Below are 26,318 nucleotides of genomic sequence, written 5' to 3' on the forward strand. Positions count from 1 at the left end.
TTGGTACAGCTAAAATTAACGTAAACACTGAAAACCAAATCGCTTCAGCAAAAGCAGTTCGTGACGTTTTAAATAACGACAAAGAAGTTTACGATCCTCGTAAATACTTAGGACCTGCACGTGAAGCTATCAAAGAAACAGTTAAAGGTAAAATTAAAGAGTTCGGTACTTCAAACCGCGCTAAATAATTAATATTTAGTCTTTAAGTTATTAATAACGTAGGGATATTAATTTTAAAAGAAGCAGACAAAATGGTGTTTGCTTCTTTTTTATGTTGTATAAGTAATAAATAAAACAGTTTGATTTTAAAATGAAAGCGTAAAAATGGTAAAATATATCAAAATTGATTGTGATATAATTATAAGGAAAATGAGCAATTTATGAAAAAAGTTTACGTGAAAACCGTAGAATTAAAACTAAATAATTGTCAAAACAACGTCAATATTTAGTTGAATAATCAGACTTTAGACCATGGTCAAGTGGGGAAGAACAGCATATATTAGTAAAGGTGAATGATTTGTTATTAATCAATCGAAAATAGAAAGACAAGATTTTAACGATTAAAATAAACTATTTTACAAATAAAGTAAAATTAATTTATAATGCTAATAATGCAAAAAATTAAAAAGTAATGGACAAAGGAGATAAATGATATGGCTCAAGAGGTAATAAAAATAAGAGGTGGACGCACACTAAATGGGGAAGTTAATATCAGTGGCGCGAAAAACAGTGCTGTAGCTATCATTCCTGCAACATTATTAGCTCAAGGACATGTGAAATTAGAAGGGTTACCGCAAATCTCTGATGTTAAAACTTTAGTGAGTTTATTAGAAGATTTAAATATTAAGGCATCACTAAATGGTACGGAATTAGAAGTTGATACAACTGAAATACAAAATGCTGCATTACCAAATAATAAAGTTGAATCATTACGTGCTTCATACTATATGATGGGTGCCATGTTAGGTAGATTTAAAAAATGTGTGATTGGTTTACCGGGAGGATGTCCACTTGGGCCACGTCCAATTGATCAACATATTAAAGGATTTAAAGCTTTAGGTGCTGAAATTGATGAATCAAGCACGACATCAATGAAAATTGAAGCTAAAGAATTAAAAGGTGCGCATATTTTTCTAGATATGGTTAGCGTAGGTGCAACAATTAACATTATGCTAGCTGCAGTTTATGCAACAGGACAAACTGTAATTGAAAATGCTGCTAAAGAACCGGAAGTAGTTGATGTTGCTAACTTCTTAACAAGTATGGGAGCTAATATTAAGGGAGCGGGCACATCAACAATTAAAATCAATGGTGTCAAAGAATTACATGGTTCTGAGTATCAAGTTATACCTGATAGAATTGAAGCAGGCACATATATGTGTATCGCTGCAGCATGTGGAGAAAATGTTATATTAAATAATATTGTTCCGAAACATGTAGAAACATTAACTGCTAAATTTAGTGAATTAGGTGTGAATGTTGATGTAAGAGACGAAAGAATTCGCATCAATAATAATGCGCCATATCAATTTGTTGATATTAAAACACTAGTATATCCAGGTTTTGCTACTGATTTGCAACAGCCTATTACACCATTATTATTTATGGCAAATGGTCCTTCATTTGTAACTGATACGATTTATCCGGAGCGTTTTAAACATGTTGAAGAATTAAAGCGCATGGGTGCAAATATTGAAGTTGACGAAGGCACAGCAACGATAAAACCATCAACATTACATGGTGCTGAAGTTTATGCTAGCGATTTAAGAGCAGGAGCTTGTTTAATTATTGCTGGTTTAATTGCTGAGGGTGTAACTACAATTTACAATGTAAAACATATTTATAGAGGTTATACAGATATTGTAGAACACTTAAAAGCTTTAGGTGCAGATATTTGGACGGAAACTGTATAGATTTATCTTGTTTTGTGGTATAATAATTATACTGATTAAAAAAGGGTGTTCGTTTACATTCTAAATTTATTGATGAGAGGTGAAGATGATGGAAGTATGTCCGTATCTCGAAGAAACTTTTAAAATACTTGGTAGAAGTTGGAATGGATTAATCATTAATTATCTCTCAAGATGTAATGACTGTTCAGCACACTTTTCCGATATGAAAAGAGATTTGAAAACAATAACACCACGTGCTTTAAGTCTTAAGTTGTCAGAGCTTGCACAATGGGAGTTAGTTGAGAAGCAAATCATTTCTACGAGTCCAGTACAAATTATTTATGTGCTAACTGAAAAAGGTAAAGCGTTAGCAGAGGCTTTACATCCAATTGAAGCATGGGCGCAATCATATGTCGATTTAACAGATCAACGTACTGCTAAATAATTACATGACGTTTAAACATAGCATTGATTATAACTATTTCTAAGTCTTCGCATTATTTGCGATGATGTGGGAATAGTTATTTTTATTTAAAAATATAAAAAAATAGATGCAGCAAAATTTTAAAGCATTTTATTTTGAACATATTAAAATGGAGCGTATCATAATGGAATGTAATGTTTATATCGTATGCATTACGGATAAATAATATATAAATCATTCTTGAGGAGTGAAAGAATAATGAGAGACTACACAAAGCAATACATTAATGGCGAATGGGTAGAAAGTAATAGTAATGAAACGATAGAAGTTATAAATCCAGCAACCGAAGAAGTAATCGGGAAAGTTGCTAAAGGTAATAAAGCTGATGTTGATAAAGCCGTCGAGGCGGCAGACGATGTTTATTTAGAGTTCCGTCATACATCTGTGAAAGAAAGACAAGCGTTATTAGATAAAATTGTAAAAGAATATGAAAACAGAAAAGACGATATTGTACAAGCTATTACGGATGAATTAGGTGCTCCTTTATCATTATCTGAGCGTGTCCATTATCAAATGGGACTAAACCATTTTGTTGCAGCGAGAGACGCATTAGATAACTACGAATTTGAAGAACGCCGCGGAGATGATTTAGTTGTTAAAGAAGCAATCGGTGTATCTGGATTAATTACACCGTGGAACTTCCCTACAAACCAAACATCATTAAAATTAGCAGCAGCATTTGCGGCTGGTAGTCCAGTTGTACTTAAACCATCTGAAGAAACACCATTTGCAGCTGTTATTTTAGCTGAGATTTTTGATAAAGTCGGTGTTCCTAAAGGTGTATTTAACCTTGTTAATGGTGATGGTGCTGGTGTTGGGAATCCTTTATCTGAACATCCTAAAGTACGCATGATGTCATTCACAGGATCAGGCCCTACTGGTTCTAAAATTATGGAAAAAGCCGCTAAAGATTTTAAAAAGGTATCATTAGAGCTTGGTGGCAAATCACCATATATCGTCCTAGATGACGTAGATATTAAAGAAGCGGCTAAAGCAACAACAGGCAAAGTTGTTAATAATACTGGTCAAGTATGTACAGCTGGTACACGTGTTTTAGTGCCTAACAAAATTAAAGATGCATTCTTAGCTGAATTAAAAGAACAATTTAGCCAAGTGCGTGTCGGTAATCCAAGAGAAGATGGTACACAAGTAGGCCCTATCATTAGTAAAAAACAATTTGATCAAGTACAAAATTATATTAATAAAGGTATTGAAGAAGGTGCTGAATTATTTTATGGTGGTCCTGGTAAACCAGAAGGACTTGAAAAAGGATACTTTGCACGTCCGACAATTTTTATTAATGTGGATAATCAAATGACGATAGCACAAGAAGAAATTTTTGGGCCAGTAATGTCAGTTATCACTTATAACGATTTAGATGAAGCGATTCAAATTGCAAATGATACAAAATATGGTTTGGCAGGATATGTTATTGGTAAGGACAAAGAAACATTGCATAAAGTAGCTCGTTCTATTGAAGCAGGTACAGTAGAAATAAACGAAGCAGGTAGAAAGCCAGATTTACCATTTGGTGGCTATAAACAATCTGGTTTAGGTCGTGAATGGGGCGATTATGGTATTGAAGAGTTCTTAGAAGTGAAATCTATAGCTGGATATTTTAAATAAATTTGATTTTTGAATTAAAAATCGCAATAAAACAGTGCACATGACTAATTAAGTTTTGTGTACTGTTTTAATTTTGCAATTTTTATAAATAGATTTTGTAATTAAAATAAAAATTTGCTATAGTTATTCATGTATTTAAAAGGTTGGGGATTAGCATAATGGGATTGTGCTAGCACAGTTATTTATGCATTGTCATGCCTATCTATTACTTACTAACTAAAAAATAATGAAATGGGTGTAAACTATATGCCTGAAAGAGAACGTACATCTCCTCAGTATGAATCATTCCACGAATTGTACAAGAACTATACTACCAAGGAACTCACTCAAAAAGCTAAAACTCTTAAGTTGACGAACTATAGTAAATTAAATAAAAAAGAACTTGTTCTAGCTATTATGGAAGCACAAATGGAAAAAGATGGTAACTATTATATGGAAGGTATCTTAGATGATATACAACCAGATGGTTATGGTTTTTTAAGAACAGTGAACTATTCTAAAGGGGAAAAAGATATTTATATATCTGCTAGCCAAATTCGTCGTTTTGAAATTAAACGTGGGGATAAAGTAACTGGGAAAGTTAGAAAACCTAAAGATAACGAAAAATATTATGGCTTATTACAAGTTGACTTTGTCAATGACCATAACGCAGAAGAAGTGAAGAAACGTCCGCATTTCCAAGCTTTGACACCACTTTATCCAGATGAGCGTATTAAATTAGAGACAGAAACACAAAATTATTCAACGCGCATCATGGATTTAGTAACACCGATTGGTTTAGGTCAACGTGGTTTAATAGTGGCGCCACCTAAAGCAGGTAAAACATCGTTATTAAAAGAAATAGCGAATGCAATCAGTACGAACAAACCAGATGCAAAGCTATTTATTTTGTTAGTTGGCGAGCGTCCTGAAGAGGTGACAGATTTAGAACGCTCAGTAGAAGCTGCTGAAGTCGTTCATTCAACGTTTGACGAACCACCAGAACACCATGTTAAAGTAGCTGAATTATTACTTGAACGTGCAAAGCGTTTAGTAGAAATTGGGGAAGATGTCATTATTTTAATGGATTCTATAACGAGATTAGCACGCGCTTATAACTTAGTTATTCCACCAAGTGGTCGTACATTATCAGGTGGTTTAGATCCTGCATCTTTACACAAACCAAAAGCATTCTTCGGTGCAGCGAGAAATATTGAAGCGGGTGGAAGTTTAACAATACTTGCAACTGCATTAGTTGATACGGGTTCACGTATGGACGATATGATTTACGAAGAATTTAAAGGAACAGGTAACATGGAGTTACATTTAGATCGTAAATTGTCTGAACGTCGTATCTTCCCTGCAATTGATATTGGCAGAAGTTCAACGCGTAAAGAAGAATTGTTAATAAGTAAATCTGAATTAGACACATTATGGCAATTAAGAAATCTATTCACTGACTCAACTGACTTTACTGAAAGATTTATTCGCAAACTTAAAAGGTCTAAGAATAATGAAGATTTCTTCAAGCAGCTACAAAAGTCTGCAGAAGAAAGTACTAAAACGGGTCGACCTATAATTTAATAAACATTATATAGGGGCTTGCGTTTTGAATTAATTACCTTTATAATTACACAGTATTGGGTAAAAACTCACAAATAACTCTGTTCCAGATGGTTCAGGGCAAAGGAGCTGAAAATAATGAAACAAGGAATTCATCCTGAGTATCACCAAGTAATCTTTTTAGATACTACTACAAACTTCAAATTCTTAAGCGGTTCTACAAAAACATCTTCAGAAATGATGGAGTGGGAAGATGGAAAAGAATACCCAGTTATTCGTTTAGATATTTCATCTGATTCACATCCATTCTACACTGGACGTCAAAAATTCGCTGCTGCGGATGGACGTGTGGAACGTTTCAACAAAAAGTTTGGTCTTAAATCAAACAACTAATATAGTAATCGTTAAGCTGTCTGCATCCTATAATGGAATTGTAGACAGCTTTTTTATTTATAAGCGTAGTAAGGGTATATACTTACGACTGTGTTCAAAGAAGTGACTCAATACCATGTTGTTAATACATAATGATAAATTTCCCCCTTTATTAAAGTTTGTATTGAGTAGAAACACCGCACGAATAAGAAGCAACAAATTAGAATAGCTGTATATAAATATGCAAGACAAATTTATAAAATAATTGTTCATGTACAATATCGATATAATTATGAAAAAGACATTTATGAATATTTGAAATATGATATAATAAAGCGATTATGTTTTGAAAAAGGTGGAACTCTCAATGTATGAAACTTACCATTCCGGTTGGATAGAATGTATTACAGGTAGTATGTTTAGCGGTAAATCCGAAGAACTAATAAGACGTCTAAGAAGGGGTATATACGCTAAACAAAAAGTCGTTGTATTTAAACCGGCGATTGATGATCGATATCATAAAGAAAAAGTGGTCTCTCATAATGGTAATGCCATTGAAGCGATTAATATTTCTAAAGCAAGTGAAATTATGACGCACAACTTAACTAATGTTGATGTTATAGGAATAGACGAAGTGCAATTTTTTGACGATGAAATTGTAAGTATAGTAGAAAAACTATCAGCAGATGGACACCGTGTTATTGTTGCTGGATTAGATATGGATTTTAGGGGCGAACCGTTCGAACCAATGCCTAAATTGATGGCTGTCAGTGAACAAGTAACGAAACTTCAAGCAGTTTGTGCTGTTTGTGGTTCTTCATCTAGTAGAACGCAACGATTAATAAATGGTAAACCAGCTAAAATCGATGATCCGATTATCTTAGTAGGTGCCAATGAAAGTTATGAGCCACGTTGTCGCGCGCACCATATCGTAGCACCTAGTGATAATAATAAGGAGGAATTATAAGTGTTTGATCAATTAGATATTGTAGAAGAAAGATACGAACAGTTAAATGAACTGTTAAGTGACCCAGATGTTGTAAATGATTCAGATAAATTACGTAAATATTCTAAAGAGCAAGCTGATTTACAAAAAACTGTAGATGTTTATCGTAACTATAAAGCTAAAAAAGAAGAATTAGCTGATATTGAAGAAATGTTAAGTGAGACTGATGATAAAGAAGAAGTAGAAATGTTAAAAGAGGAGAGTAATGGTATTAAAGCTGAACTTCCAAATCTTGAAGAAGAGCTTAAAATATTATTGATTCCTAAAGATCCTAATGATGACAAAGACGTTATTGTAGAAATAAGAGCAGCAGCAGGTGGTGATGAGGCTGCGATTTTTGCTGGTGATTTAATGCGTATGTATTCAAAGTATGCTGAATCACAAGGATTCAAAACTGAAATAGTAGAAGCGTCTGAAAGTGACCATGGTGGTTACAAAGAAATTAGTTTCTCAGTTTCTGGTAATGGCGCGTATAGTAAATTGAAATTTGAAAATGGTGCGCACCGCGTTCAACGTGTGCCTGAAACAGAATCAGGTGGACGTATTCATACTTCAACAGCTACAGTGGCAGTTTTACCAGAAGTTGAAGATGTAGAAATTGAAATTAGAAATGAAGATTTAAAAATCGACACGTATCGTTCAAGTGGTGCAGGTGGTCAGCACGTAAACACAACTGACTCTGCAGTACGTATTACCCATTTACCAACTGGTGTCATTGCAACATCTTCTGAGAAGTCTCAAATTCAAAACCGTGAAAAAGCAATGAAAGTGTTAAAAGCACGTTTATACGATATGAAAGTTCAAGAAGAACAACAAAAGTATGCGTCACAACGTAAATCAGCAGTCGGTACTGGTGATCGTTCAGAACGTATTCGAACTTATAATTATCCACAAAGCCGTGTAACAGACCATCGTATAGGTCTAACGCTTCAAAAATTAGGGCAAATTATGGAAGGCCATTTAGAAGAAATTATAGATGCACTGACTTTATCAGAGCAGACAGATAAATTGAAAGAACTTAATAATGGTGAATTATAAAGAAAAGTTAGATGAAGCAATTCATTTAACACAACAAAAAGGGTTTGAACAAACACGAGCTGAATGGTTAATGTTAGATGTATTTCAATGGACGCGTACGGACTTTGTAGTTCACATGCATGATGATATGCCGAAAGCGATGATTATGAAGTTCGACTTAGCATTACAACGTATGTTATTAGGAGAGCCTATACAGTATATAGTTGGCTTTGCCTCATTTTATGGTAGAACGTTTGATGTAAACTCAAATTGTTTGATACCAAGACCTGAAACTGAAGAAGTAATGTTGCATTTCTTACAACAGTTAGAAGATGATGCAACAATCGTAGATATCGGAACGGGTAGTGGTGTACTTGCAATTACTTTGAAATGTGAAAAGCCGGATTTAAATGTTATTGCTACTGATATTTCACTTGAAGCAATGAATATGGCTCGTAATAATGCTGAGAAGCATCAATCACAAATACAATTTTTAACAGGGGATGCATTAAAGCCCTTAATTAAAGAAGGTATCAAGTTGAACGGCTTGATATCTAATCCACCATATATAGATGAAAAAGATATGGTTACGATGTCTCCAACGGTTACGAGATTCGAACCACATCAGGCATTGTTTGCAGATAACCATGGATATGCTATTTATGAATCAATCATTGGAGATTTACCTCACGTTATGGAAAAAGGCAGCCCAGTTGTTTTTGAAATTGGTTACAATCAAGGTGAGGCACTTAAATCAATAATTTTAAATAAATTTCCTGACAAAAAAATCGACATTATTAAAGATATAAATGGCCACGATCGAATCGTCTCATTTAAATGGTAATTAGAAGTTATGCCTTTGCTATGATTAGTTAAGTGCATAGCTTTTTGCTTTATATTATGATAAATAAGAAAGGCGTGATTAAGTTGGATACTAAAATTTGGGATGTTAGAGAATATAATGAAGATTTACAGCAATATCCTAAAATTAATGAAATAAAAGACATTGTTTTAAACGGTGGTTTAATAGGTTTACCAACTGAAACAGTTTATGGACTTGCAGCAAATGCGACAGATGAAGAAGCTGTAGCTAAAATATATGAAGCTAAAGGCCGTCCATCTGACAATCCGCTTATTGTTCATATACACAGTAAAGTTCAATTAAAAGATTTTACATATACTTTGGATCCACGCGTAGAAAAGTTAATGCAGGCATTCTGGCCGGGCCCTATTTCGTTTATATTGCCGCTAAAGCCAGGCTATCTATGTCGAAAAGTTTCTGGAGGTTTATCATCAGTTGCTGTTAGAATGCCAAGCCATTCTGTAGGTAGACAATTATTACAAATCATAAATGAACCTCTAGCTGCTCCAAGTGCTAATTTAAGTGGTAGACCTTCACCAACAACTTTCAATCATGTATATCAAGATTTGAATGCCCGTATAGATGGTATTGTTCAAGCTGAACAAAGTGAAGAAGGATTAGAAAGTACGGTTTTAGATTGCACATCTTTTCCTTATAAAATTGCAAGACCTGGTTCTATAACAGCAGCAATGATTACAGAAATACTTCCGAATAGTATCGCCCATGCTGATTATAATGATACTGAACAGCCAATTGCACCAGGTATGAAGTATAAGCATTACTCACCCAATACACCACTTACAATTATTACAGATATTGAGAGCAAAATTGGAAATGACGGTAAAGATTGGTCTTCTATAGCTTTTATTGTGCCGAGTAATAAGGTGGCGTTTATACCAAGTGAAGCGCAATTCATTCAATTATGTCAGGATGACAATGATGTTAAACAAGCAAGTCATAATCTTTATGATGTGTTACATTCACTTGATGAAAATGAAAATATTTCAGCGGCGTATATATACGGCTTTGAGCTGAATGATAATACAGAAGCAATTATGAATCGCATGTTAAAAGCTGCAGGTAATCACATTATTAAAGGATGTGAACTATGAAGATTTTATTCGTTTGTACAGGTAACACATGTCGTAGCCCATTAGCGGAAAGTATTGCAAAAGAGGTTATGCCAAATCATCAATTTGAATCAAGAGGTATATTCGCTGTGAACAATCAAGGTGTTTCGAATTATGTTGAAGACTTAGTTGAAGAACATCATTTAGCTGAAACGACCTTATCGCAACAATTTACTGAAGCAGACTTGAAAGCAGATATTATTTTGACGATGTCGTATTCGCACAAAGAATTAATAGAGGCACACTTTGGTTTGCAAAATCATGTTTTCACATTGCATGAATATGTAAAAGAAGCAGGAGAAGTTATAGATCCATACGGTGGAACAAAAGAAATGTATGTACATACCTATGAAGAACTTGTAAGTTTAATTTTAAAATTAAAAGATATTATTTGCTAGTAGGAATTCTGTATAATTAGTATATGTTAACAGTTAAATAAGTTATAATAGAGGAGTGTAGCACTTTGCTATATTCCTTTTTTATTTTTAGGAAGGGTGGGCTTTTATGAAAGATTTGACAATGTTATTAGACGAATTAAAAGATATGTCCTTTTTTAATAAAGGAGATATATGTTTAATTGGATGTTCAACATCGGAAGTCATTGGCGAAAAAATAGGGACTGTCGGTTCGATGGAAGTTGCAGAAACTATTTTTAATGCATTAGATGTTGTGAGTAAAGAGACAGGCGTTACTTTTGCTTTTCAAGGATGTGAACATATCAACAGAGCGATAACAATAGAAAAATCTCAGTATAATCCATTAACAATGGAAGAAGTTTCCGTCGTTCCAGATGTACATGCTGGAGGGAGTTTGGCAACATACGCTTTTCAGCATATGAAGGATCCGATCGTGGTCGAACATATTACTGTTCCTTGTGGAATTGATATTGGTCAAACATTAATAGGCATGCATATTAAACATGTATGTGTACCTGTAAGGACCTCAGTAAAGCAAGTAGGACAGGCAATTGTAACTATTGCCACATCTAGGCCGAAAAAGATTGGTGGCGAACGTGCTAAATACAAATAAGTTTTTTTGAAAGAAGGGGAGATTTTATGTCTTATATCACCAAGCAAGATAAAGTTATCGCAGAAGCAATCGAGAGAGAATTTCAGAGACAAAATAGCAACATAGAGTTAATCGCATCGGAAAATTTTGTATCGGAAGCGGTTATGGAAGCACAAGGTTCAGTGTTGACTAATAAGTATGCTGAAGGCTATCCAGGACGCCGATATTATGGTGGATGTGAGTTTGTAGATGTTACTGAAAGCATCGCAATTGATCGTGCTAAAGCATTGTTTGGAGCTGAACATGTCAATGTTCAACCACATTCAGGTTCACAAGCGAACATGGCTGTTTACTTAGTTGCATTAGAAATGGGCGACACAGTTTTAGGTATGAATTTGAGTCATGGTGGTCACTTGACACATGGAGCGCCTGTTAATTTTAGTGGTAAATTCTACAATTTCGTTGAATATGGAGTAGATAAAGACACAGAACGAATCAATTATGATGAAGTTCGTAAATTAGCGTTAGAGCATAAGCCTAAGCTTATTGTGGCAGGAGCATCAGCATATTCAAGAACAATTGACTTCAAAAAGTTTAAAGAAATCGCAGATGAAGTAAACGCTAAGTTAATGGTAGACATGGCACATATTGCAGGATTAGTAGCGGCAGGTTTACATCCAAATCCAGTAGAATATGCTGATTTTGTAACAACTACAACACACAAAACATTACGCGGACCACGTGGTGGTATGATTTTATGTAAGGAAGAATATAAAAAAGACATAGATAAAACAATTTTCCCTGGTATTCAAGGTGGACCTCTTGAGCATGTTATTGCAGCAAAAGCAGTTGCTTTTGGAGAAGCGTTAGAAAATAATTTCAAAACGTATCAACAACAAGTGGTTAAAAACGCAAAAGTTCTTGCAGAAGCATTAATTAATGAAGGATTTAGAATTGTTTCTGGCGGTACAGATAATCACTTAGTAGCTGTTGATGTAAAAGGGTCTATAGGACTTACTGGTAAAGAAGCTGAAGAGACTTTAGATTCAGTTGGTATCACATGTAACAAAAATACCATTCCGTTCGATCAAGAAAAACCTTTTGTAACGAGTGGTATACGTTTAGGTACACCTGCTGCAACAACGCGTGGATTTGATGAAAAAGCTTTTGAGGAAGTTGCAAAAATCATCAGTTTAGCATTGAAAAATAGTAAAGATGAAGAAAAATTACAACAAGCTAAAGAACGCGTTGCGAAATTAACAGCTGAATATCCTCTATATCAATAAACATACACAAAGATAGGAGTAATTTTTATGAGTAAAGTACACGTTTTCGATCATCCATTAATTCAACACAAACTAAGCTATATTAGAGATGTAAATACAGGTACTAAAGAATTTAGAGAACTTGTAGACGAAGTTGGTATGTTGATGGCATATGAAGTAACTAGAGACTTAGAGCTTCAGGATGTTGATATTGAAACGCCTGTAACTAAAATGACGGCTAAACGATTAGCTGGTAAAAAATTAGCTATCGTTCCAATTTTAAGAGCTGGTTTAGGTATGACTGATGGTATTTTAAGTTTAGTACCTGCAGCCAGAGTTGGACATATCGGTTTATATCGAGATCCCGAAACATTAAAGGCTGTAGAGTATTTTGCTAAGTTACCTCAAGATATTACTGAAAGACAAATCATTGTTGTTGATCCTATGTTAGCAACAGGCGCATCAGCAATTGAAGCTATTACTTCATTGAAGAAACGTGGCGCTAAAAATATTCGCTTCATGTGTTTAATTGCAGCACCAGAAGGCGTAGAAAAGATGCATGAAGCACATCCAGATGTAGATATTTATATTGCTGCACTTGATGAAAAGCTAAATGATAAAGCATATATCACACCAGGGTTAGGCGACGCTGGAGATAGATTGTTTGGTACTAAATAGAAGAATCGGAGATAAGTAGTTTGATGAAAAAGATTATGACCATATTTGGAACAAGACCCGAAGCCATAAAGATGGCTCCTTTAGTTAAAGCTTTGGAACAAGAAAAAATGCTCGAGCCAATTGTTGTTGTTACAGCACAGCATAGAGAAATGCTTGATTCAGTATTAAGTACCTTTGAAATCAAACCAAAATACGATTTGAATATTATGAAATCAGGACAGACACTTTCTGAGATAACTTCTAAATCAATCACTCAATTAGAACAAGTGATTCAATTAGAAAAACCAGACATGGTACTTGTACATGGTGATACGATGACGACATTTGCAGGTGGTTTAGCGGCATTTTATAACCAAGTGCCGATTGGACACGTTGAAGCAGGGCTTAGAAGTTATGATAAATATTCACCTTTTCCAGAAGAGGTGAATAGACAATTAGTTGGTGTATTAGCTGACTTACATTTTGCACCTACTAAAAATGCTGCATCGCATTTGTTAAGTGAAGGGAAATATTCAGAAAGTGTTGTTGTCACTGGTAATACTGCGATTGATGCTATGAAATATACAGTTGATGACAATTATAAATCTAACATCATGGATAAATACCATGACAAAAAATTCATTCTTATGACAGCACACCGACGAGAAAATATCGGGAAACCCATGGAAAATATATTTAAAGCGGTTAGACGCTTAATAGATGAGTATACTGATTTAGCACTGGTATATCCAATGCATAAAAACCCGAAAGTTCGAGAGGTGGCTCAAAAGATTTTAGGTAGTCATGACAGAATTGAATTGATTGAACCTTTGGACGTAGTAGATTTCCATAATTTTGCTAAAAAATCTTATTTTATTTTGACAGATTCAGGTGGAATTCAGGAAGAAGCGCCATCATTTAATAAGCCAGTTTTAGTTTTGCGAAGCGTTACAGAACGTCCTGAAGGTGTTGAAGCTGGCACATTAAAAGTCATTGGAACAAATAAGCAAAATGTGTATCAAGCTGCAAAAGAATTAATCGATGATGAGAGATTATATCATCAAATGTCTGAAGCATCTAATCCTTACGGTGATGGATTTGCTTCAGAAAGAATAGTTAATCATATTAAGTATTATTTGAATTTAATCACTGAAAAACCAAGCGATTTCTGAGGAAAATAGACTTTTTGTCTAATTGTGTCTAAATTGTGTCTAACTATGCTTATTTTTTTACAACAATTTGAATAGAATTGACACCACAAATCGCCTATATTATCATTTAGTTTGTATGAGTGGAACGGTTTTCATGATTGATATCAGTCACACGGAGGCATATAAAATGAGTCGTTTCTACAACATTTTTAAACAGTTCATTCAATATTATTTTTATCTAATAATAATATTGGGAGGATTATACCTTTATACACACCATGCATTTATCTTAGGATTAATCATTGGTGTTACTGGTTCTGCAATCAACACATGTATTTTTGAATGCTATTTAGCTAAAGCTAAAAGACCAGACACTATGCATATTTCAACTGGAAATATGTGGCGATACTTAGTTGCAATTATTGCCTGTATGATTTGGTACCTTAATAAAGCGCATGTAAGTATCATCGGTATAATTATTGGTTTAATGATTTCATATGTTGTAGTTATCATACGTCCTTTACTAAAGGTGAGCAAATAAATTAAGAAAGAGGTGAGATTATGGATCACAAATCCCCGCTCGTGAGTTGGAATTTATTCGGTTTTGATATCGTTTTCAATTTATCAAGTATATTGATGATACTTGTTACGGCGTTTCTTGTTTTTCTACTTGCTATCATTTGTACGCGTAATTTGAAAAAAAGACCAACTGGCAAACAAAATTTCGTTGAATGGATTTTTGATTTCGTGAGGGGAATCATTGAAGGTAACATGGCTTGGAAAAAAGGTGGTCAATTCCACTTCTTAGCAGTAACGCTGATTCTGTACATTTTTATAGCTAATATGTTAGGTCTTCCGTTTTCTATAGTAACGAAAGATCACACATTGTGGTGGAAATCACCGACAGCTGATGCAACAGTGACTTTAACGTTGTCTACAACGATAATACTGTTAACTCACTTTTATGGAATTAAAATGCGTGGTACGAAACAATATCTTAAAGGTTATGTACAGCCGTTTTGGCCATTGGCAATTATTAATGTTTTTGAAGAGTTCACTTCAACATTAACGCTTGGTCTGCGTTTGTACGGTAACATATTTGCAGGTGAGATACTATTAACATTACTTGCTGGCTTATTCTTTAACGAACCAGCATGGGGTTGGATTATTAGTATCCCAGGATTAATTGTTTGGCAAGCATTTTCAATATTTGTAGGAACAATCCAAGCATATATCTTTATTATGCTTTCGATGGTTTATATGTCACATAAAGTGGCAGATGAACACTAAAAATTTCAATAATTATATACAATCACAGGAGGAAATTAAATTATGAATTTAATCGCAGCAGCAATCGCAATTGGTTTATCAGCATTAGGAGCAGGTATCGGTAACGGTTTAATCGTTTCAAGAACAGTTGAAGGTGTAGCACGTCAACCAGAAGCACGTGGTCAATTAATGGGTATCATGTTCATTGGTGTAGGTTTAGTTGAGGCATTACCTATCATCGGTGTAGTAATTGCATTCATGACATTTGCTGGATAATTAACAGATAAAAGAGGTCGGGACAAAGCGCATAGGACATAATTCATGATGCATATATAGTAATATCTTTGAACTTTATTAAATAGTTGAGATATGAATGCACCATGCCTATCGCATAAATTCAGTAGGTCCTAACCTCGTCGTTTTTTTCTATATAACACTAGCGATTATTTTAATGAAAGGAGTGTCATGAACCCGTGACTGAAACAGCTAACTTATTCGTTCTTGGTGCAGCTGGAGGCGTTGAGTGGGGTACTGTGATTGTACAGGTCCTAACTTTCATCGTGTTACTTGCGTTACTTAAAAAGTTCGCATGGGGTCCATTGAAAGATGTAATGGATAAACGTGAAAGAGATATTAACAGAGATATCGATGACGCAGAACAAGCTAAGTTAAATGCACAGAAACTTGAAGAAGAAAATAAACAAAAACTTAAAGAAACACAAGAAGAAGTTCAAAAGATTTTAGAAGATGCTAAGGTTCAAGCACGTCAACAGCAAGAACAAATTATTCATGAAGCAAACGTACGTGCAAACGGTATGATTGAAACAGCACAAAGTGAAATCAATAGCCAAAAAGAACGTGCCATTGCAGATATTAATAATCAAGTATCTGAACTATCAGTGTTAATTGCTTCTAAAGTTCTTAGAAAAGAAATTTCTGAACAAGACCAAAAAGCATTGGTTGACAAGTATCTAAAAGAGGCAGGCGATAAATAATGGTAAAAGTAGCTAACAAGTATGCTAAAGCATTATTTGACGTGTCATTAGATACAAATAATTTAGAGACTATTAATGAAGAATTAACAGTTATAAATGAAGCAGTAAAAGATAAAATTGAGCAATTGAAAATGGTTGACAGTAATCCAACTCAAACAGCAGAACAACGTCGTGAGTTGATTAATGGTGTATTTACTGACATTAATCCATACATTAAAAATATGATGTACGTGTTAGCAGATAATAGACATATCTCATTAATAGCTGACGTATTCAAGGCGTTCCAAAGCTTATATAACGGACACTACAATCAAGATTTTGCAACAATTGAGTCAACATATGAATTGAGTCAAGAAGAGTTAGATAAGATTGTCAAACTAGTAACTCAACAAACGAAGTTATCTAAAGTTATTGTAGATACAAAAATTAATCCAGATTTAATTGGTGGATTTAGAGTTAAAGTCGGCACAACTGTATTAGATGGTAGTGTTAGAAATGATCTTGTCCAATTACAAAGAAAATTTAGAAGAGTTAATTAATTATAAAGAGGAGTGACATAGATGGCCATAAAAGCTGAAGAAATCAGTGCATTACTTCGCTCACAAATTGAAAATTATGAGTCAGAAATGTCCGTAACTGATGTAGGTACTGTATTACAAATTGGTGATGGTATTGCATTAATTCACGGATTAAATGACGTTATGGCTGGTGAGCTAGTAGAATTCCATAACGGCGTACTTGGTTTAGCCCAAAACCTTGAAGAGTCAAACGTGGGTGTGGTTATTTTAGGACCATATACAGGTATTACTGAAGGTGACGAAGTTAAACGTACTGGTCGTATCATGGAAGTACCAGTAGGTGAAGAACTAATCGGAAGAGTTGTTAATCCATTAGGACAACCTATTGATGGACAAGGACCGATTAACACAACTAAAACACGTCCAGTAGAGAAAAAAGCTACTGGTGTAATGGATCGTAAATCAGTAGATGAGCCATTACAAACAGGTATCAAAGCAATTGATGCTTTAGTACCAATTGGTAGAGGTCAACGTGAGTTAATCATTGGTGACCGTCAAACAGGTAAAACAACAATTGCAATTGACACAATTTTGAACCAAAAAGATCAAGGTACGATTTGTATCTATGTTGCTATTGGTCAAAAAGATTCAACAGTAAGAGCAAATGTTGAAAAGTTAAGACAAGCAGGCGCTTTAGACTACACTATTGTTGTAGCAGCATCAGCTTCTGAACCTTCTCCATTATTATATATTGCACCATATTCAGGTGTAACAATGGGTGAAGAATTCATGTTTAACGGTAAACATGTTTTAATCGTTTATGATGATTTAACTAAACAAGCAGCAGCTTATCGTGAGTTATCATTATTATTACGTAGACCTCCAGGTCGTGAAGCATACCCAGGTGACGTATTCTACTTACATAGTAGATTATTAGAAAGAGCAGCAAAATTAAACGATGACTTAGGTGGCGGTTCAATTACTGCATTACCAATTATCGAAACACAAGCTGGTGATATTTCAGCTTATGTACCAACAAACGTTATTTCAATTACAGATGGACAAATCTTCTTACAATCTGATTTATTCTTCTCAGGTGTAAGACCAGCGATTAATGCCGGACAATCTGTATCTCGTGTTGGTGGATCTGCACAAATTAAAGCAATGAAGAAAGTTGCTGGTACGTTACGTCTTGACTTAGCGTCATACAGAGAACTTGAATCATTTGCACAATTCGGTTCAGACCTTGATGAATTTACTGCAAGTAAATTAGAACGTGGTAAACGTACCGTTGAAGTCTTAAAACAAGATCAAAACAAACCATTACCAGTCGAACACCAAGTGTTGATTATTTATGCATTAACAAAAGGATATTTAGATGATATTCCAGTTGTAGATATCACACGTTTTGAAGACGAGTTAAACCACTGGGCAGAATCAAATGCTACTGAACTGTTAAATGAAATCAGAGAAACTGGTGGCTTACCAGATGCTGAGAAGTTTGACACAGCAATTAACGAATTCAAAAAAAGCTTTAGCAAATCTGAATAATAAACAAGTTTAGTATAAGGTGGTGAGATAGTGGCTTCTCTTAAAGAAATAGATACTCGAATAAAATCAACCAAAAAAATGAAGCAGATTACGAAAGCGATGAACATGGTATCAAGTTCAAAACTTCGTAGAGCTGAAAAAAATACAAAACAATTCACACCATATATGGATAAAATGCAAGATGCAATTACTGCAGTTGCAGGGGCAAGTAGCAATACAAACCATCCAATGCTAAGACCTCGTAAAATTACTAGAAGTGGATATTTAGTTATCACGAGTGATAAAGGTTTAGCAGGTGCATATAGTGCAAACGTGCTTAAAAAATTGATTACTGATATTGAAGCGAAACATCAAGATAGTAGCGAATACAGTATTGTAGTTTTAGGGCAACAAGGTGTTGATTTCCTAAAAAATAGAGGTTATGACATTGAGTATTCTCAAGTAGACGTACCTGATCAACCTTCTTTCAAATCTGTTCAAGCACTAGCTAACCATGCTATAGACTTATACAGTGAAGAAGAAATTGATGAATTAAATATATACTATAGTCATTATGTCAGCGTTCTTGAAAACAAGCCTACATCTAGACAAGTATTACCATTATCTCAAGAGGATTCTAGTAAGGGGCATGGTCATTTGTCTTCTTATGAATTTGAGCCAGATAAAGAATCTATCTTAAGTGTAATCTTGCCTCAATATGTTGAGAGTTTGATTTACGGAACAATATTAGACGCAAAAGCAAGTGAGCATGCAACACGTATGACTGCGATGAAAAATGCCACTGATAATGCAACTGAACTTATTGATGACTTATCATTAGAATATAACAGAGCGAGACAAGCAGAAATTACGCAACAAATTACTGAAATTGTTGGTGGTTCCGCAGCGCTTGAATAATATTTAAAGGAGGAAAATAGCATGGGAATTGGCCGTGTAACTCAAGTTATGGGTCCTGTAATTGATGTTCGATTTGAACATAACGAAGTTCCTAAAATTAATAACGCCTTGGTTATTGATGTGCCTAAAGAAGAAGGTACAATACAACTAACATTAGAAGTTGCGCTGCAATTAGGTGACGACGTTGTTCGTACAATTGCGATGGATTCAACTGATGGTGTCCAAAGAGGCATGGATGTAAAAGATACAGGCAAAGAAATTAGTGTACCTGTTGGTGACGAAACATTAGGTCGTGTATTTAATGTACTAGGTGAAACAATTGACCTTAAAGAAGAAATTAGTGATTCTGTTCGCCGCGATCCTATCCATCGTCAAGCACCAGCATTCGATGAACTTTCAACAGAAGTTCAAATTTTAGAAACAGGTATTAAAGTAGTAGATTTACTAGCACCTTATATTAAAGGTGGTAAAATCGGATTGTTCGGTGGTGCCGGTGTAGGTAAAACAGTATTAATCCAAGAATTAATTAACAACATCGCTCAAGAGCACGGTGGTATTTCTGTATTCGCCGGTGTAGGTGAACGTACTCGTGAAGGTAACGATTTATACTTCGAAATGAATGACAGTGGTGTAATTAAGAAAACAGCCATGGTATTCGGGCAAATGAATGAGCCACCTGGTGCACGTATGCGTGTTGCATTATCTGGTTTAACAATGGCTGAATATTTCCGTGACGAACAAGGTCAAGACGTATTATTATTCATCGATAACATTTTCAGATTTACACAAGCTGGTTCTGAGGTATCTGCATTATTAGGTCGTATGCCTTCTGCAGTAGGTTACCAACCAACACTTGCTACTGAAATGGGACAATTACAAGAACGTATTACGTCTACAACAAAAGGATCAGTTACTTCTATTCAAGCGGTATTCGTACCTGCCGATGACTATACTGACCCAGCGCCTGCGACAGCGTTTGCCCATTTAGATGCAACTACTAACTTAGAACGTAAATTAACTGAAATGGGTATTTATCCAGCCGTGGATCCATTAGCGTCTACATCAAGAGCATTGGAACCATCAATTGTAGGTCAAGAACATTATGAAGTAGCTCGTGATGTACAATCAACACTTCAAAAATACCGTGAATTGCAAGATATCATTGCTATCTTAGGTATGGACGAATTATCTGATGAAGATAAACAAACAGTTGAACGCGCACGTAGAATTCAATTCTTCTTATCTCAAAACTTCCACGTAGCGGAACAATTTACTGGTCAAAAAGGTTCTTATGTACCTGTTAAGACAACAGTTGCAAACTTTAAAGATATCTTAGATGGTAAATATGACCATATTCCAGAAGATGCATTCCGTTTAGTTGGTAGCATGGATGATGTTATTGCAAAAGCTAAAGATATGGGTGTTGAAGTATAACAATTAGGAGGAATGGATAATGAATACATTAAACCTAGATATTGTCACTCCTAATGGTTCTGTTTACAATCGTGATAATGTTGAACTCGTTGTTATGCAAACAACAGCTGGTGAGATAGGTGTCATGAGTGGACATATTCCAACTGTAGCTGCTTTAAAAACAGGCTTTGTAAAAGTGAAATTTCACGATGGAACTGAATATATTGCTGTAAGCGATGGCTTTGTTGAAGTTAGAAAAGATAAAGTTTCAATCATTGTTCAGACTGCAGAAACTGCAAGAGAAATTGATGTTGAAAGAGCTAAATTAGCCAAAGCAAGAGCAGAGTCTCACTTGGAAAATGATGACGACAATACTGATATTCATAGAGCCGAAAGAGCTTTAGAGAGAGCAAATAACCGTTTGCGTGTGGCTGAATTAAAATAGTAAATAAAGGGTCGAAGATGTGATTTCATATCTTCGACCCTTTTTTGAATTATATTGATTTAAAGATACAAAACATGAGAGGGGGGAAGGAATTGATAAAGAACCATTAAAGATTTATGATGTAGTGGTTCTTTATCATTAAACACAGCTAATGTGTATTTAAAAATAGGAATACATGAGTAAAACTCATGTATAAGAAATACTAATTTTTAAAGAAAAAGTATTTCTTTATGTTGGGGCCCCGTCAACTACTGCCAAATACAACACTATAGAGTCTAGACATTGATTTATGTCCGACTCCCAAGAATAGTTTTACTTTTTTACAATCACTAATAGATTGCTAAAATCAAAATTTCCTTCACCACTATCTACAGTCGACATTTCATTTTTTGAAATTATCTACATTTTTTCATACCAAGATATTTTATAGTTATGATATTTATGTAAAAAGAATTATATAGTAAGTTAGCTTAAACTTTACTAAAAACGGGTATTAAACTTTGTATCATTATTTAAATTTTTCATGTACAATGTAATACAGTAATCTTATGAGGTGATAAAATGGATTATATCGGACAATATGCAGTTATCCATTTAGTGTTACATGTTGTATGTATTTGTATTGCCTATTGGGCTTTACAATCAATTAGATTAGATCAATTTTTTAAAAAAGGATACGCCACTCAATTACAAGTGTGTATGATATTTGTTGCTATTTTATTAGGCACTGCAGTAAGCAATTTTATTGTAGATTTGTTACAATACTCGACGCAGGTAAAATATTTAATAAAATAAGTCTAACTCTATGATTTGTAATCAAAACTAGATATAATTAAATAATGACTTAAAATAATTTTAAAATAGGGAAATGTAAAGTAATAGGAGTTCTAAGTGGAGGATTTACGATGGATAAAATAGTAATCAAAGGTGGAAATAAATTAACGGGTGAAGTTAAAGTAGAAGGTGCTAAAAATGCAGTATTACCAATATTGACAGCATCTTTATTAGCTTCTGATAAACCGAGTAAATTAGTTAATGTTCCAGCTTTAAGTGATGTAGAAACAATAAATAATGTATTAACAACTTTAAATGCTGACGTTACATACAAAAAGGACGAAAATGCTGTTGTCGTTGATGCAACAAAGACTCTAAATGAAGAGGCACCATATGAATATGTTAGTAAAATGCGTGCAAGTATTTTAGTTATGGGACCTCTTTTAGCAAGACTAGGACATGCTATTGTTGCATTGCCTGGTGGTTGTGCAATTGGAAGTAGACCGATTGAGCAACACATTAAAGGTTTTGAAGCTTTAGGCGCAGAAATTCATCTTGAAAATGGTAATATTTATGCTAATGCTAAAGATGGATTAAAAGGTACATCAATTCATTTAGATTTTCCAAGTGTAGGAGCAACACAAAATATTATTATGGCAGCATCATTAGCTAAGGGTAAGACTTTAATTGAAAATGCAGCTAAAGAACCTGAAATTGTCGATTTAGCAAACTACATTAATGAAATGGGTGGTAGAATTACTGGTGCTGGTACAGACACAATTACAATCAATGGTGTAGAATCATTACATGGTGTAGAACATGCTATCATTCCAGATAGAATTGAAGCAGGCACATTACTAATCGCTGGTGCTATAACGCGTGGTGATATTTTTGTACGTGGTGCAATCAAAGAACATATGGCGAGTTTAGTCTATAAACTAGAAGAAATGGGCGTTGAATTGGACTATCAAGAAGATGGTATTCGTGTACGTGCTGAAGGGGAATTACAACCTGTAGACATCAAAACACTACCACATCCTGGATTCCCGACTGATATGCAATCACAAATGATGGCATTGTTATTAACGGCAAATGGTCATAAAGTCGTAACCGAAACTGTTTTTGAAAACCGTTTTATGCATGTTGCAGAGTTCAAACGTATGAATGCTAATATCAATGTAGAAGGTCGTAGTGCTAAACTTGAAGGTAAAAGTCAATTGCAAGGTGCACAAGTTAAAGCGACTGATTTAAGAGCAGCAGCAGCCTTAATTTTAGCTGGATTAGTTGCTGATGGTAAAACAAGCGTTACTGAATTAACGCACCTAGATAGAGGCTATGTTGACTTACACGGTAAATTGAAGCAATTAGGTGCAGACATTGAACGTATTAACGATTAATTCAGTAAATTAATATAATGGAGGATTTCAACCATGGAAACAATTTTTGATTATAACCAAATTAAACAAATTATACCTCACAGACAGCCATTTTTATTAATTGATAAAGTAGTTGAATATGAAGAAGGTCAACGTTGTGTGGCTATTAAACAAGTATCAGGAAACGAACCATTCTTTCAAGGGCATTTTCCTGAGTATGCGGTAATGCCAGGCGTATTAATTACTGAAGCGTTAGCTCAAACAGGTGCGGTAGCTATTTTAAATAGTGAAGAAAATAAAGGTAAAATCGCTTTATTTGCTGGTATTGATAAATGTCGTTTTAAACGTCAAGTAGTACCTGGTGATACTTTAACGTTGGAAGTAGAAATCACTAAAATTAAAGGACCAATCGGTAAAGGTAATGCTAAAGCTACTGTCGATGGTCAACTTGCTTGTAGTTGTGAACTTACATTTGCAATTCAAGATGTAAAATAAAACAAAAAAACATTCAAAGATTTAATGTGTTGGCATAATCTTTGAATGTTTTTTATTTTACTCTTCTAATTTTTCATCCTTTAACTTTGGTTTAGACTGCATCATTCGATTAAATGATTTTTTTAATTCTTCACCAGATAATCCATCATCAATAAGTTGTTCTAATAAACTTTCAGCATACTGTTGACGTAAAGTGTAAATATGACATTCAAATACGATAGACATTGTTGTTTTAAAATTTTTAATACTTTTCACAGTAGATTCAAATAAAGCTGGATCATTGGCTGGACGCGTGATGACGACACGAATATCCAATAACTGTTCATTGTCTTGATATTCCTTAAATGTTTCATAATGCTCATTAGAAATGACAATTTCAAGCAACCAACCCGTGCCACTTTCCTCTTTATTAATTATTACGCCATCTTCTAATTCATATTCTATAATTCTGCCGTGTTCATTCACAATTTGAAACCTTACTGCTTTAAAAGTTTTCATATTCCCACATCCCATTAGTTTAATATTTATGATTTTTGAATTATTTAGAAGATTTAAGGTCATTTCATGACTAATTTCTTTAAATATAACAAATAACGAGATGCTATAGCTATTAATTATATAAAATTTGCCATTTTGACCATTTTTAAGCTAGTAATTAAGATATAGGCATAGGAGGTGAATCACACACTACATGCTAAATAAAATCGTAATTGTCGGGAGACTGACGAAAGACGCACAAATATTTGAAAAGGAGGATAGAAAAATTGCAACGTTTTGTGTTGCAACGCACCGAAATTATAAAGATGAAAATGGAGAAATCGTCTGTGATTACTTATTCTGTAAAGCATTTGGCAAGTTAGCTTCTAATATAGAAAAATATACTAATCAAGGTACATTGGTTGGTATAACTGGTCAAATGAGATCAAGAAAGTATGATAAAGACGGACAAACACACTTTGTCACTGAATTATATGTTGAAACAATAAAATTTATGTCCCCTAAATCCCAAAATAATGAAATTCTCTCAGATAGTATTTTAGATATTGACTCTCAAAATATAGATAATCATGACTTATTAGAAATTTAAATCCAATTATCCTAAACATCCTTAATATACATTTAATCCATCCTAAATTTTTTATAGATCTAATTAACTTGAAATATACTCAATTAAAAACGACTTACATGACTAGTACTGTTGTGTAGGTCGTCTTTTTGTGTAGTTTTTCTAATAGAAAATAGACATAGATTGCAAAACGATTACATAAAAAATTGCAAATAAAAAACATTTTTACTGTCATGACAATTCTCGATAGAATCATATCTGAAATTATGGGGGATTTCGTTGTAATCACTGTGTAAAAAACAAGGCTATTTTTTTATTTTGTTGTAACCTGCACGGATTTTATAGATGTTACAGTAGTCTCTGTAAAACTTTTAGAGAAACAAATTACTTGTAGGAGGATTTTAAGATTATGAAGAAAACATTACTCGCATCATCATTAGCAGTAGGTTTAGGAATCGTAGCAGGAAATGCAGGTCACGAAGCCCATGCAAGTGAAGCGGACTTAAATAAAGCATCTTTAGCGCAAATGGCGCAATCAAATGATCAAACATTAAATCAAAAACCAATTGAAGCTGGGGCTTATAATTATACATTTGACTATGAAGGGTTTACTTATCACTTTGAATCAGATGGTACACACTTTGCTTGGAATTACCATGCAACAGGTGCTAATGGAGCAAACATGAGTGCACAAGCACCTGCAACTAATAATGTTGAACCATCAGCTGTTCAAGCTAATCAAGTACAATCACAAGAAGTTGAAGCACCACAAAATGCTCAAACTCAACAACCACAAGCATCAACATCAAACAATTCACAAGTTACTGCAACACCAACTGAATCAAAAGCATCAGAAGGTTCATCAGTAAATGTGAATGCTCATCTAAAACAAATTGCTCAACGTGAATCAGGTGGCAATATTCATGCTGTAAATCCAACATCAGGTGCAGCTGGTAAGTATCAATTCTTACAATCAACTTGGGATTCAGTAGCACCTGCTAAATATAAAGGTGTATCACCAGCAAATGCTCCTGAAAGTGTTCAAGATGCCGCAGCAGTAAAATTATATAACACTGGTGGCGCTGGACATTGGGTTACTGCATAAGCCATTTATGCATAGCTAATTAATAGTTATATAAGTAACTTTTAGATTGGAATATATCGGGGAATTCTCGATATGTTCCGGTTTTTTTATTTCGCAAATATATGTCATTATACAGGCTGGGACATAAATCAATGTTCTATGCTCTACGAAGTTATATTGGCAGTAGTTGACTGAACGAAAATGCGCTTGTAACAAGCTTTTTTCAATTCTAGTCAACCTTGCCGGGGTGGGACGACGAAATAAATTTTGCGAAAATATCATTTCTGTCCCACTCCCAACTGAGCAACAATAATTGAAAATGTTGAAACCGTTTGCTAAGATTAATTTGCAATTGAATACTAAGGAACTACTAGGGGAGCCTAATGATATGGCTGAGATGAATTGTTCAGACCCTTATGACCT

Annotated in this window: 31 protein-coding genes; 30 read left to right on the forward strand and 1 reads right to left on the reverse strand. The window is 34.4% G+C overall.

The window, feature by feature from the left end:
* The 28 genes from IDG60_RS20035 to fabZ all read left to right on the forward strand — a co-directional run.
* A partial coding sequence (locus tag IDG60_RS20035; protein WP_206160377.1) for a class II fructose-bisphosphate aldolase occupies nucleotides 1-188 on the forward strand: 188 nt, incomplete at its 5' end.
* Nucleotides 189-653: 465 nt separating this feature from the next.
* Entirely contained in the window at nucleotides 654-1,913 is a 1,260-nt protein-coding gene (locus IDG60_RS20040) for a UDP-N-acetylglucosamine 1-carboxyvinyltransferase (RefSeq protein WP_000046602.1), read from the forward strand.
* An 88-nt stretch (nucleotides 1,914-2,001) separates the two neighbouring features.
* Nucleotides 2,002-2,337 (forward strand): winged helix-turn-helix transcriptional regulator, encoded by a 336-nt coding sequence (locus IDG60_RS20045; RefSeq protein WP_000451438.1) that lies wholly within the window; start codon nucleotides 2,002-2,004, stop codon nucleotides 2,335-2,337.
* A 237-nt stretch (nucleotides 2,338-2,574) separates the two neighbouring features.
* A complete protein-coding gene (locus tag IDG60_RS20050) occupies nucleotides 2,575-4,002 on the forward strand; it encodes an aldehyde dehydrogenase family protein (protein ID WP_001206093.1) in 1,428 nt (475 codons plus the stop codon).
* A 246-nt stretch (nucleotides 4,003-4,248) separates the two neighbouring features.
* A complete protein-coding gene (gene rho, locus IDG60_RS20055; protein ID WP_001115101.1) occupies nucleotides 4,249-5,565 on the forward strand; it encodes a transcription termination factor Rho in 1,317 nt (438 codons plus the stop codon).
* 117 nt (nucleotides 5,566-5,682) lie between these two features.
* On the forward strand, nucleotides 5,683-5,937 hold the full coding sequence (locus IDG60_RS20060) for a type B 50S ribosomal protein L31 (RefSeq protein WP_000808968.1): 255 nt from the start codon (nucleotides 5,683-5,685) through the stop codon (nucleotides 5,935-5,937).
* 346 nt (nucleotides 5,938-6,283) lie between these two features.
* Nucleotides 6,284-6,883, forward strand: coding sequence for a thymidine kinase (locus IDG60_RS20065; RefSeq protein WP_000273358.1), 600 nt, complete (start codon nucleotides 6,284-6,286; stop codon nucleotides 6,881-6,883).
* On the forward strand, nucleotides 6,884-7,960 hold the full coding sequence (gene prfA, locus IDG60_RS20070) for a peptide chain release factor 1 (protein WP_000460242.1): 1,077 nt from the start codon (nucleotides 6,884-6,886) through the stop codon (nucleotides 7,958-7,960).
* Entirely contained in the window at nucleotides 7,947-8,783 is an 837-nt protein-coding gene (prmC, locus tag IDG60_RS20075) for a peptide chain release factor N(5)-glutamine methyltransferase (RefSeq protein ID WP_000248732.1), read from the forward strand. Before prfA ends, prmC begins: the two co-directional genes overlap by 14 nt.
* 83 nt (nucleotides 8,784-8,866) lie before the next feature.
* On the forward strand, nucleotides 8,867-9,913 hold the full coding sequence (locus IDG60_RS20080; RefSeq protein ID WP_000379895.1) for an L-threonylcarbamoyladenylate synthase: 1,047 nt from the start codon (nucleotides 8,867-8,869) through the stop codon (nucleotides 9,911-9,913).
* A complete protein-coding gene (locus tag IDG60_RS20085) occupies nucleotides 9,910-10,329 on the forward strand; it encodes a low molecular weight protein arginine phosphatase (RefSeq protein WP_000697334.1) in 420 nt (139 codons plus the stop codon). Before IDG60_RS20080 ends, IDG60_RS20085 begins: the two co-directional genes overlap by 4 nt.
* Nucleotides 10,330-10,435: 106 nt before the next feature.
* Nucleotides 10,436-10,960 (forward strand): TIGR01440 family protein, encoded by a 525-nt coding sequence (locus IDG60_RS20090; RefSeq protein WP_000654184.1) that lies wholly within the window; start codon nucleotides 10,436-10,438, stop codon nucleotides 10,958-10,960.
* 26 nt (nucleotides 10,961-10,986) lie between these two features.
* Nucleotides 10,987-12,225, forward strand: a complete 1,239-nt coding sequence (gene glyA, locus IDG60_RS20095) for a serine hydroxymethyltransferase (RefSeq protein WP_000120494.1) — start codon at nucleotides 10,987-10,989, stop codon at nucleotides 12,223-12,225.
* A 27-nt stretch (nucleotides 12,226-12,252) separates the two neighbouring features.
* The gene (upp, locus tag IDG60_RS20100; RefSeq protein ID WP_000048712.1) at nucleotides 12,253-12,882 is read left to right on the forward strand and encodes a uracil phosphoribosyltransferase; all 630 of its coding nucleotides are present in this window, start codon (nucleotides 12,253-12,255) and stop codon (nucleotides 12,880-12,882) included.
* A gap of 23 nt (nucleotides 12,883-12,905) precedes the next feature.
* Entirely contained in the window at nucleotides 12,906-14,033 is a 1,128-nt protein-coding gene (gene wecB, locus IDG60_RS20105; RefSeq protein WP_000723418.1) for a non-hydrolyzing UDP-N-acetylglucosamine 2-epimerase, read from the forward strand.
* 67 nt (nucleotides 14,034-14,100) lie between these two features.
* Complete coding sequence (locus tag IDG60_RS20110; RefSeq protein ID WP_001801792.1) at nucleotides 14,101-14,553, forward strand: ATP synthase subunit I; 453 nt, start codon at nucleotides 14,101-14,103, stop codon at nucleotides 14,551-14,553.
* Nucleotides 14,554-14,573: 20 nt separating this feature from the next.
* A complete protein-coding gene (atpB, locus tag IDG60_RS20115; RefSeq protein ID WP_000349655.1) occupies nucleotides 14,574-15,302 on the forward strand; it encodes a F0F1 ATP synthase subunit A in 729 nt (242 codons plus the stop codon).
* Between the two features lie 42 nt (nucleotides 15,303-15,344).
* On the forward strand, nucleotides 15,345-15,557 hold the full coding sequence (gene atpE / locus IDG60_RS20120; RefSeq protein WP_001048816.1) for a F0F1 ATP synthase subunit C: 213 nt from the start codon (nucleotides 15,345-15,347) through the stop codon (nucleotides 15,555-15,557).
* 197 nt (nucleotides 15,558-15,754) lie between these two features.
* Nucleotides 15,755-16,276, forward strand: coding sequence for a F0F1 ATP synthase subunit B (locus IDG60_RS20125; RefSeq protein ID WP_000140679.1), 522 nt, complete (start codon nucleotides 15,755-15,757; stop codon nucleotides 16,274-16,276).
* Entirely contained in the window at nucleotides 16,276-16,815 is a 540-nt protein-coding gene (locus tag IDG60_RS20130; RefSeq protein ID WP_000241344.1) for a F0F1 ATP synthase subunit delta, read from the forward strand. Before IDG60_RS20125 ends, IDG60_RS20130 begins: the two co-directional genes overlap by 1 nt.
* 21 nt (nucleotides 16,816-16,836) lie before the next feature.
* Nucleotides 16,837-18,345: a F0F1 ATP synthase subunit alpha gene (gene atpA, locus IDG60_RS20135; protein ID WP_000974881.1), complete on the forward strand. Its 1,509-nt coding sequence runs from the start codon at nucleotides 16,837-16,839 to the stop codon at nucleotides 18,343-18,345.
* A 30-nt stretch (nucleotides 18,346-18,375) separates the two neighbouring features.
* Nucleotides 18,376-19,242, forward strand: coding sequence for an ATP synthase F1 subunit gamma (gene atpG, locus IDG60_RS20140; RefSeq protein WP_000157603.1), 867 nt, complete (start codon nucleotides 18,376-18,378; stop codon nucleotides 19,240-19,242).
* Nucleotides 19,243-19,263: 21 nt separating this feature from the next.
* On the forward strand, nucleotides 19,264-20,676 hold the full coding sequence (gene atpD, locus IDG60_RS20145) for a F0F1 ATP synthase subunit beta (RefSeq protein WP_206161111.1): 1,413 nt from the start codon (nucleotides 19,264-19,266) through the stop codon (nucleotides 20,674-20,676).
* Between the two features lie 19 nt (nucleotides 20,677-20,695).
* Entirely contained in the window at nucleotides 20,696-21,100 is a 405-nt protein-coding gene (locus tag IDG60_RS20150) for a F0F1 ATP synthase subunit epsilon (RefSeq protein WP_001094394.1), read from the forward strand.
* A 337-nt stretch (nucleotides 21,101-21,437) separates the two neighbouring features.
* A complete protein-coding gene (locus tag IDG60_RS20155) occupies nucleotides 21,438-21,530 on the forward strand; it encodes a hypothetical protein (protein ID WP_001790611.1) in 93 nt (30 codons plus the stop codon).
* 131 nt (nucleotides 21,531-21,661) lie between these two features.
* Nucleotides 21,662-21,895, forward strand: coding sequence for a DUF1146 family protein (locus IDG60_RS20160; RefSeq protein ID WP_000384523.1), 234 nt, complete (start codon nucleotides 21,662-21,664; stop codon nucleotides 21,893-21,895).
* A gap of 110 nt (nucleotides 21,896-22,005) precedes the next feature.
* Nucleotides 22,006-23,271, forward strand: a complete 1,266-nt coding sequence (gene murA / locus IDG60_RS20165; RefSeq protein WP_000358006.1) for a UDP-N-acetylglucosamine 1-carboxyvinyltransferase — start codon at nucleotides 22,006-22,008, stop codon at nucleotides 23,269-23,271.
* Between the two features lie 33 nt (nucleotides 23,272-23,304).
* A complete protein-coding gene (fabZ, locus tag IDG60_RS20170; protein WP_000447678.1) occupies nucleotides 23,305-23,745 on the forward strand; it encodes a 3-hydroxyacyl-ACP dehydratase FabZ in 441 nt (146 codons plus the stop codon).
* Nucleotides 23,746-23,802: 57 nt separating this feature from the next.
* Here fabZ and IDG60_RS20175 read toward each other — a convergent pair whose 3' ends face one another.
* Nucleotides 23,803-24,243, reverse strand: coding sequence for a YwpF-like family protein (locus IDG60_RS20175; RefSeq protein ID WP_000846746.1), 441 nt, complete (start codon nucleotides 24,241-24,243; stop codon nucleotides 23,803-23,805).
* Nucleotides 24,244-24,436: 193 nt separating this feature from the next.
* On the opposite strand from IDG60_RS20175, the gene IDG60_RS20180 reads away from it, so the two are divergent.
* Together IDG60_RS20180 and sceD are read left to right on the forward strand one after the other, a co-directional pair.
* Nucleotides 24,437-24,832: a single-stranded DNA-binding protein gene (locus IDG60_RS20180; RefSeq protein ID WP_000932694.1), complete on the forward strand. Its 396-nt coding sequence runs from the start codon at nucleotides 24,437-24,439 to the stop codon at nucleotides 24,830-24,832.
* Nucleotides 24,833-25,220: 388 nt separating this feature from the next.
* Entirely contained in the window at nucleotides 25,221-25,916 is a 696-nt protein-coding gene (gene sceD / locus IDG60_RS20185) for a lytic transglycosylase SceD (RefSeq protein WP_000752005.1), read from the forward strand.
* Nucleotides 25,917-26,318: the final 402 nt, after the last annotated feature.

It is taken from the genome of Staphylococcus sp. EG-SA-2 (assembly GCF_017152085.1).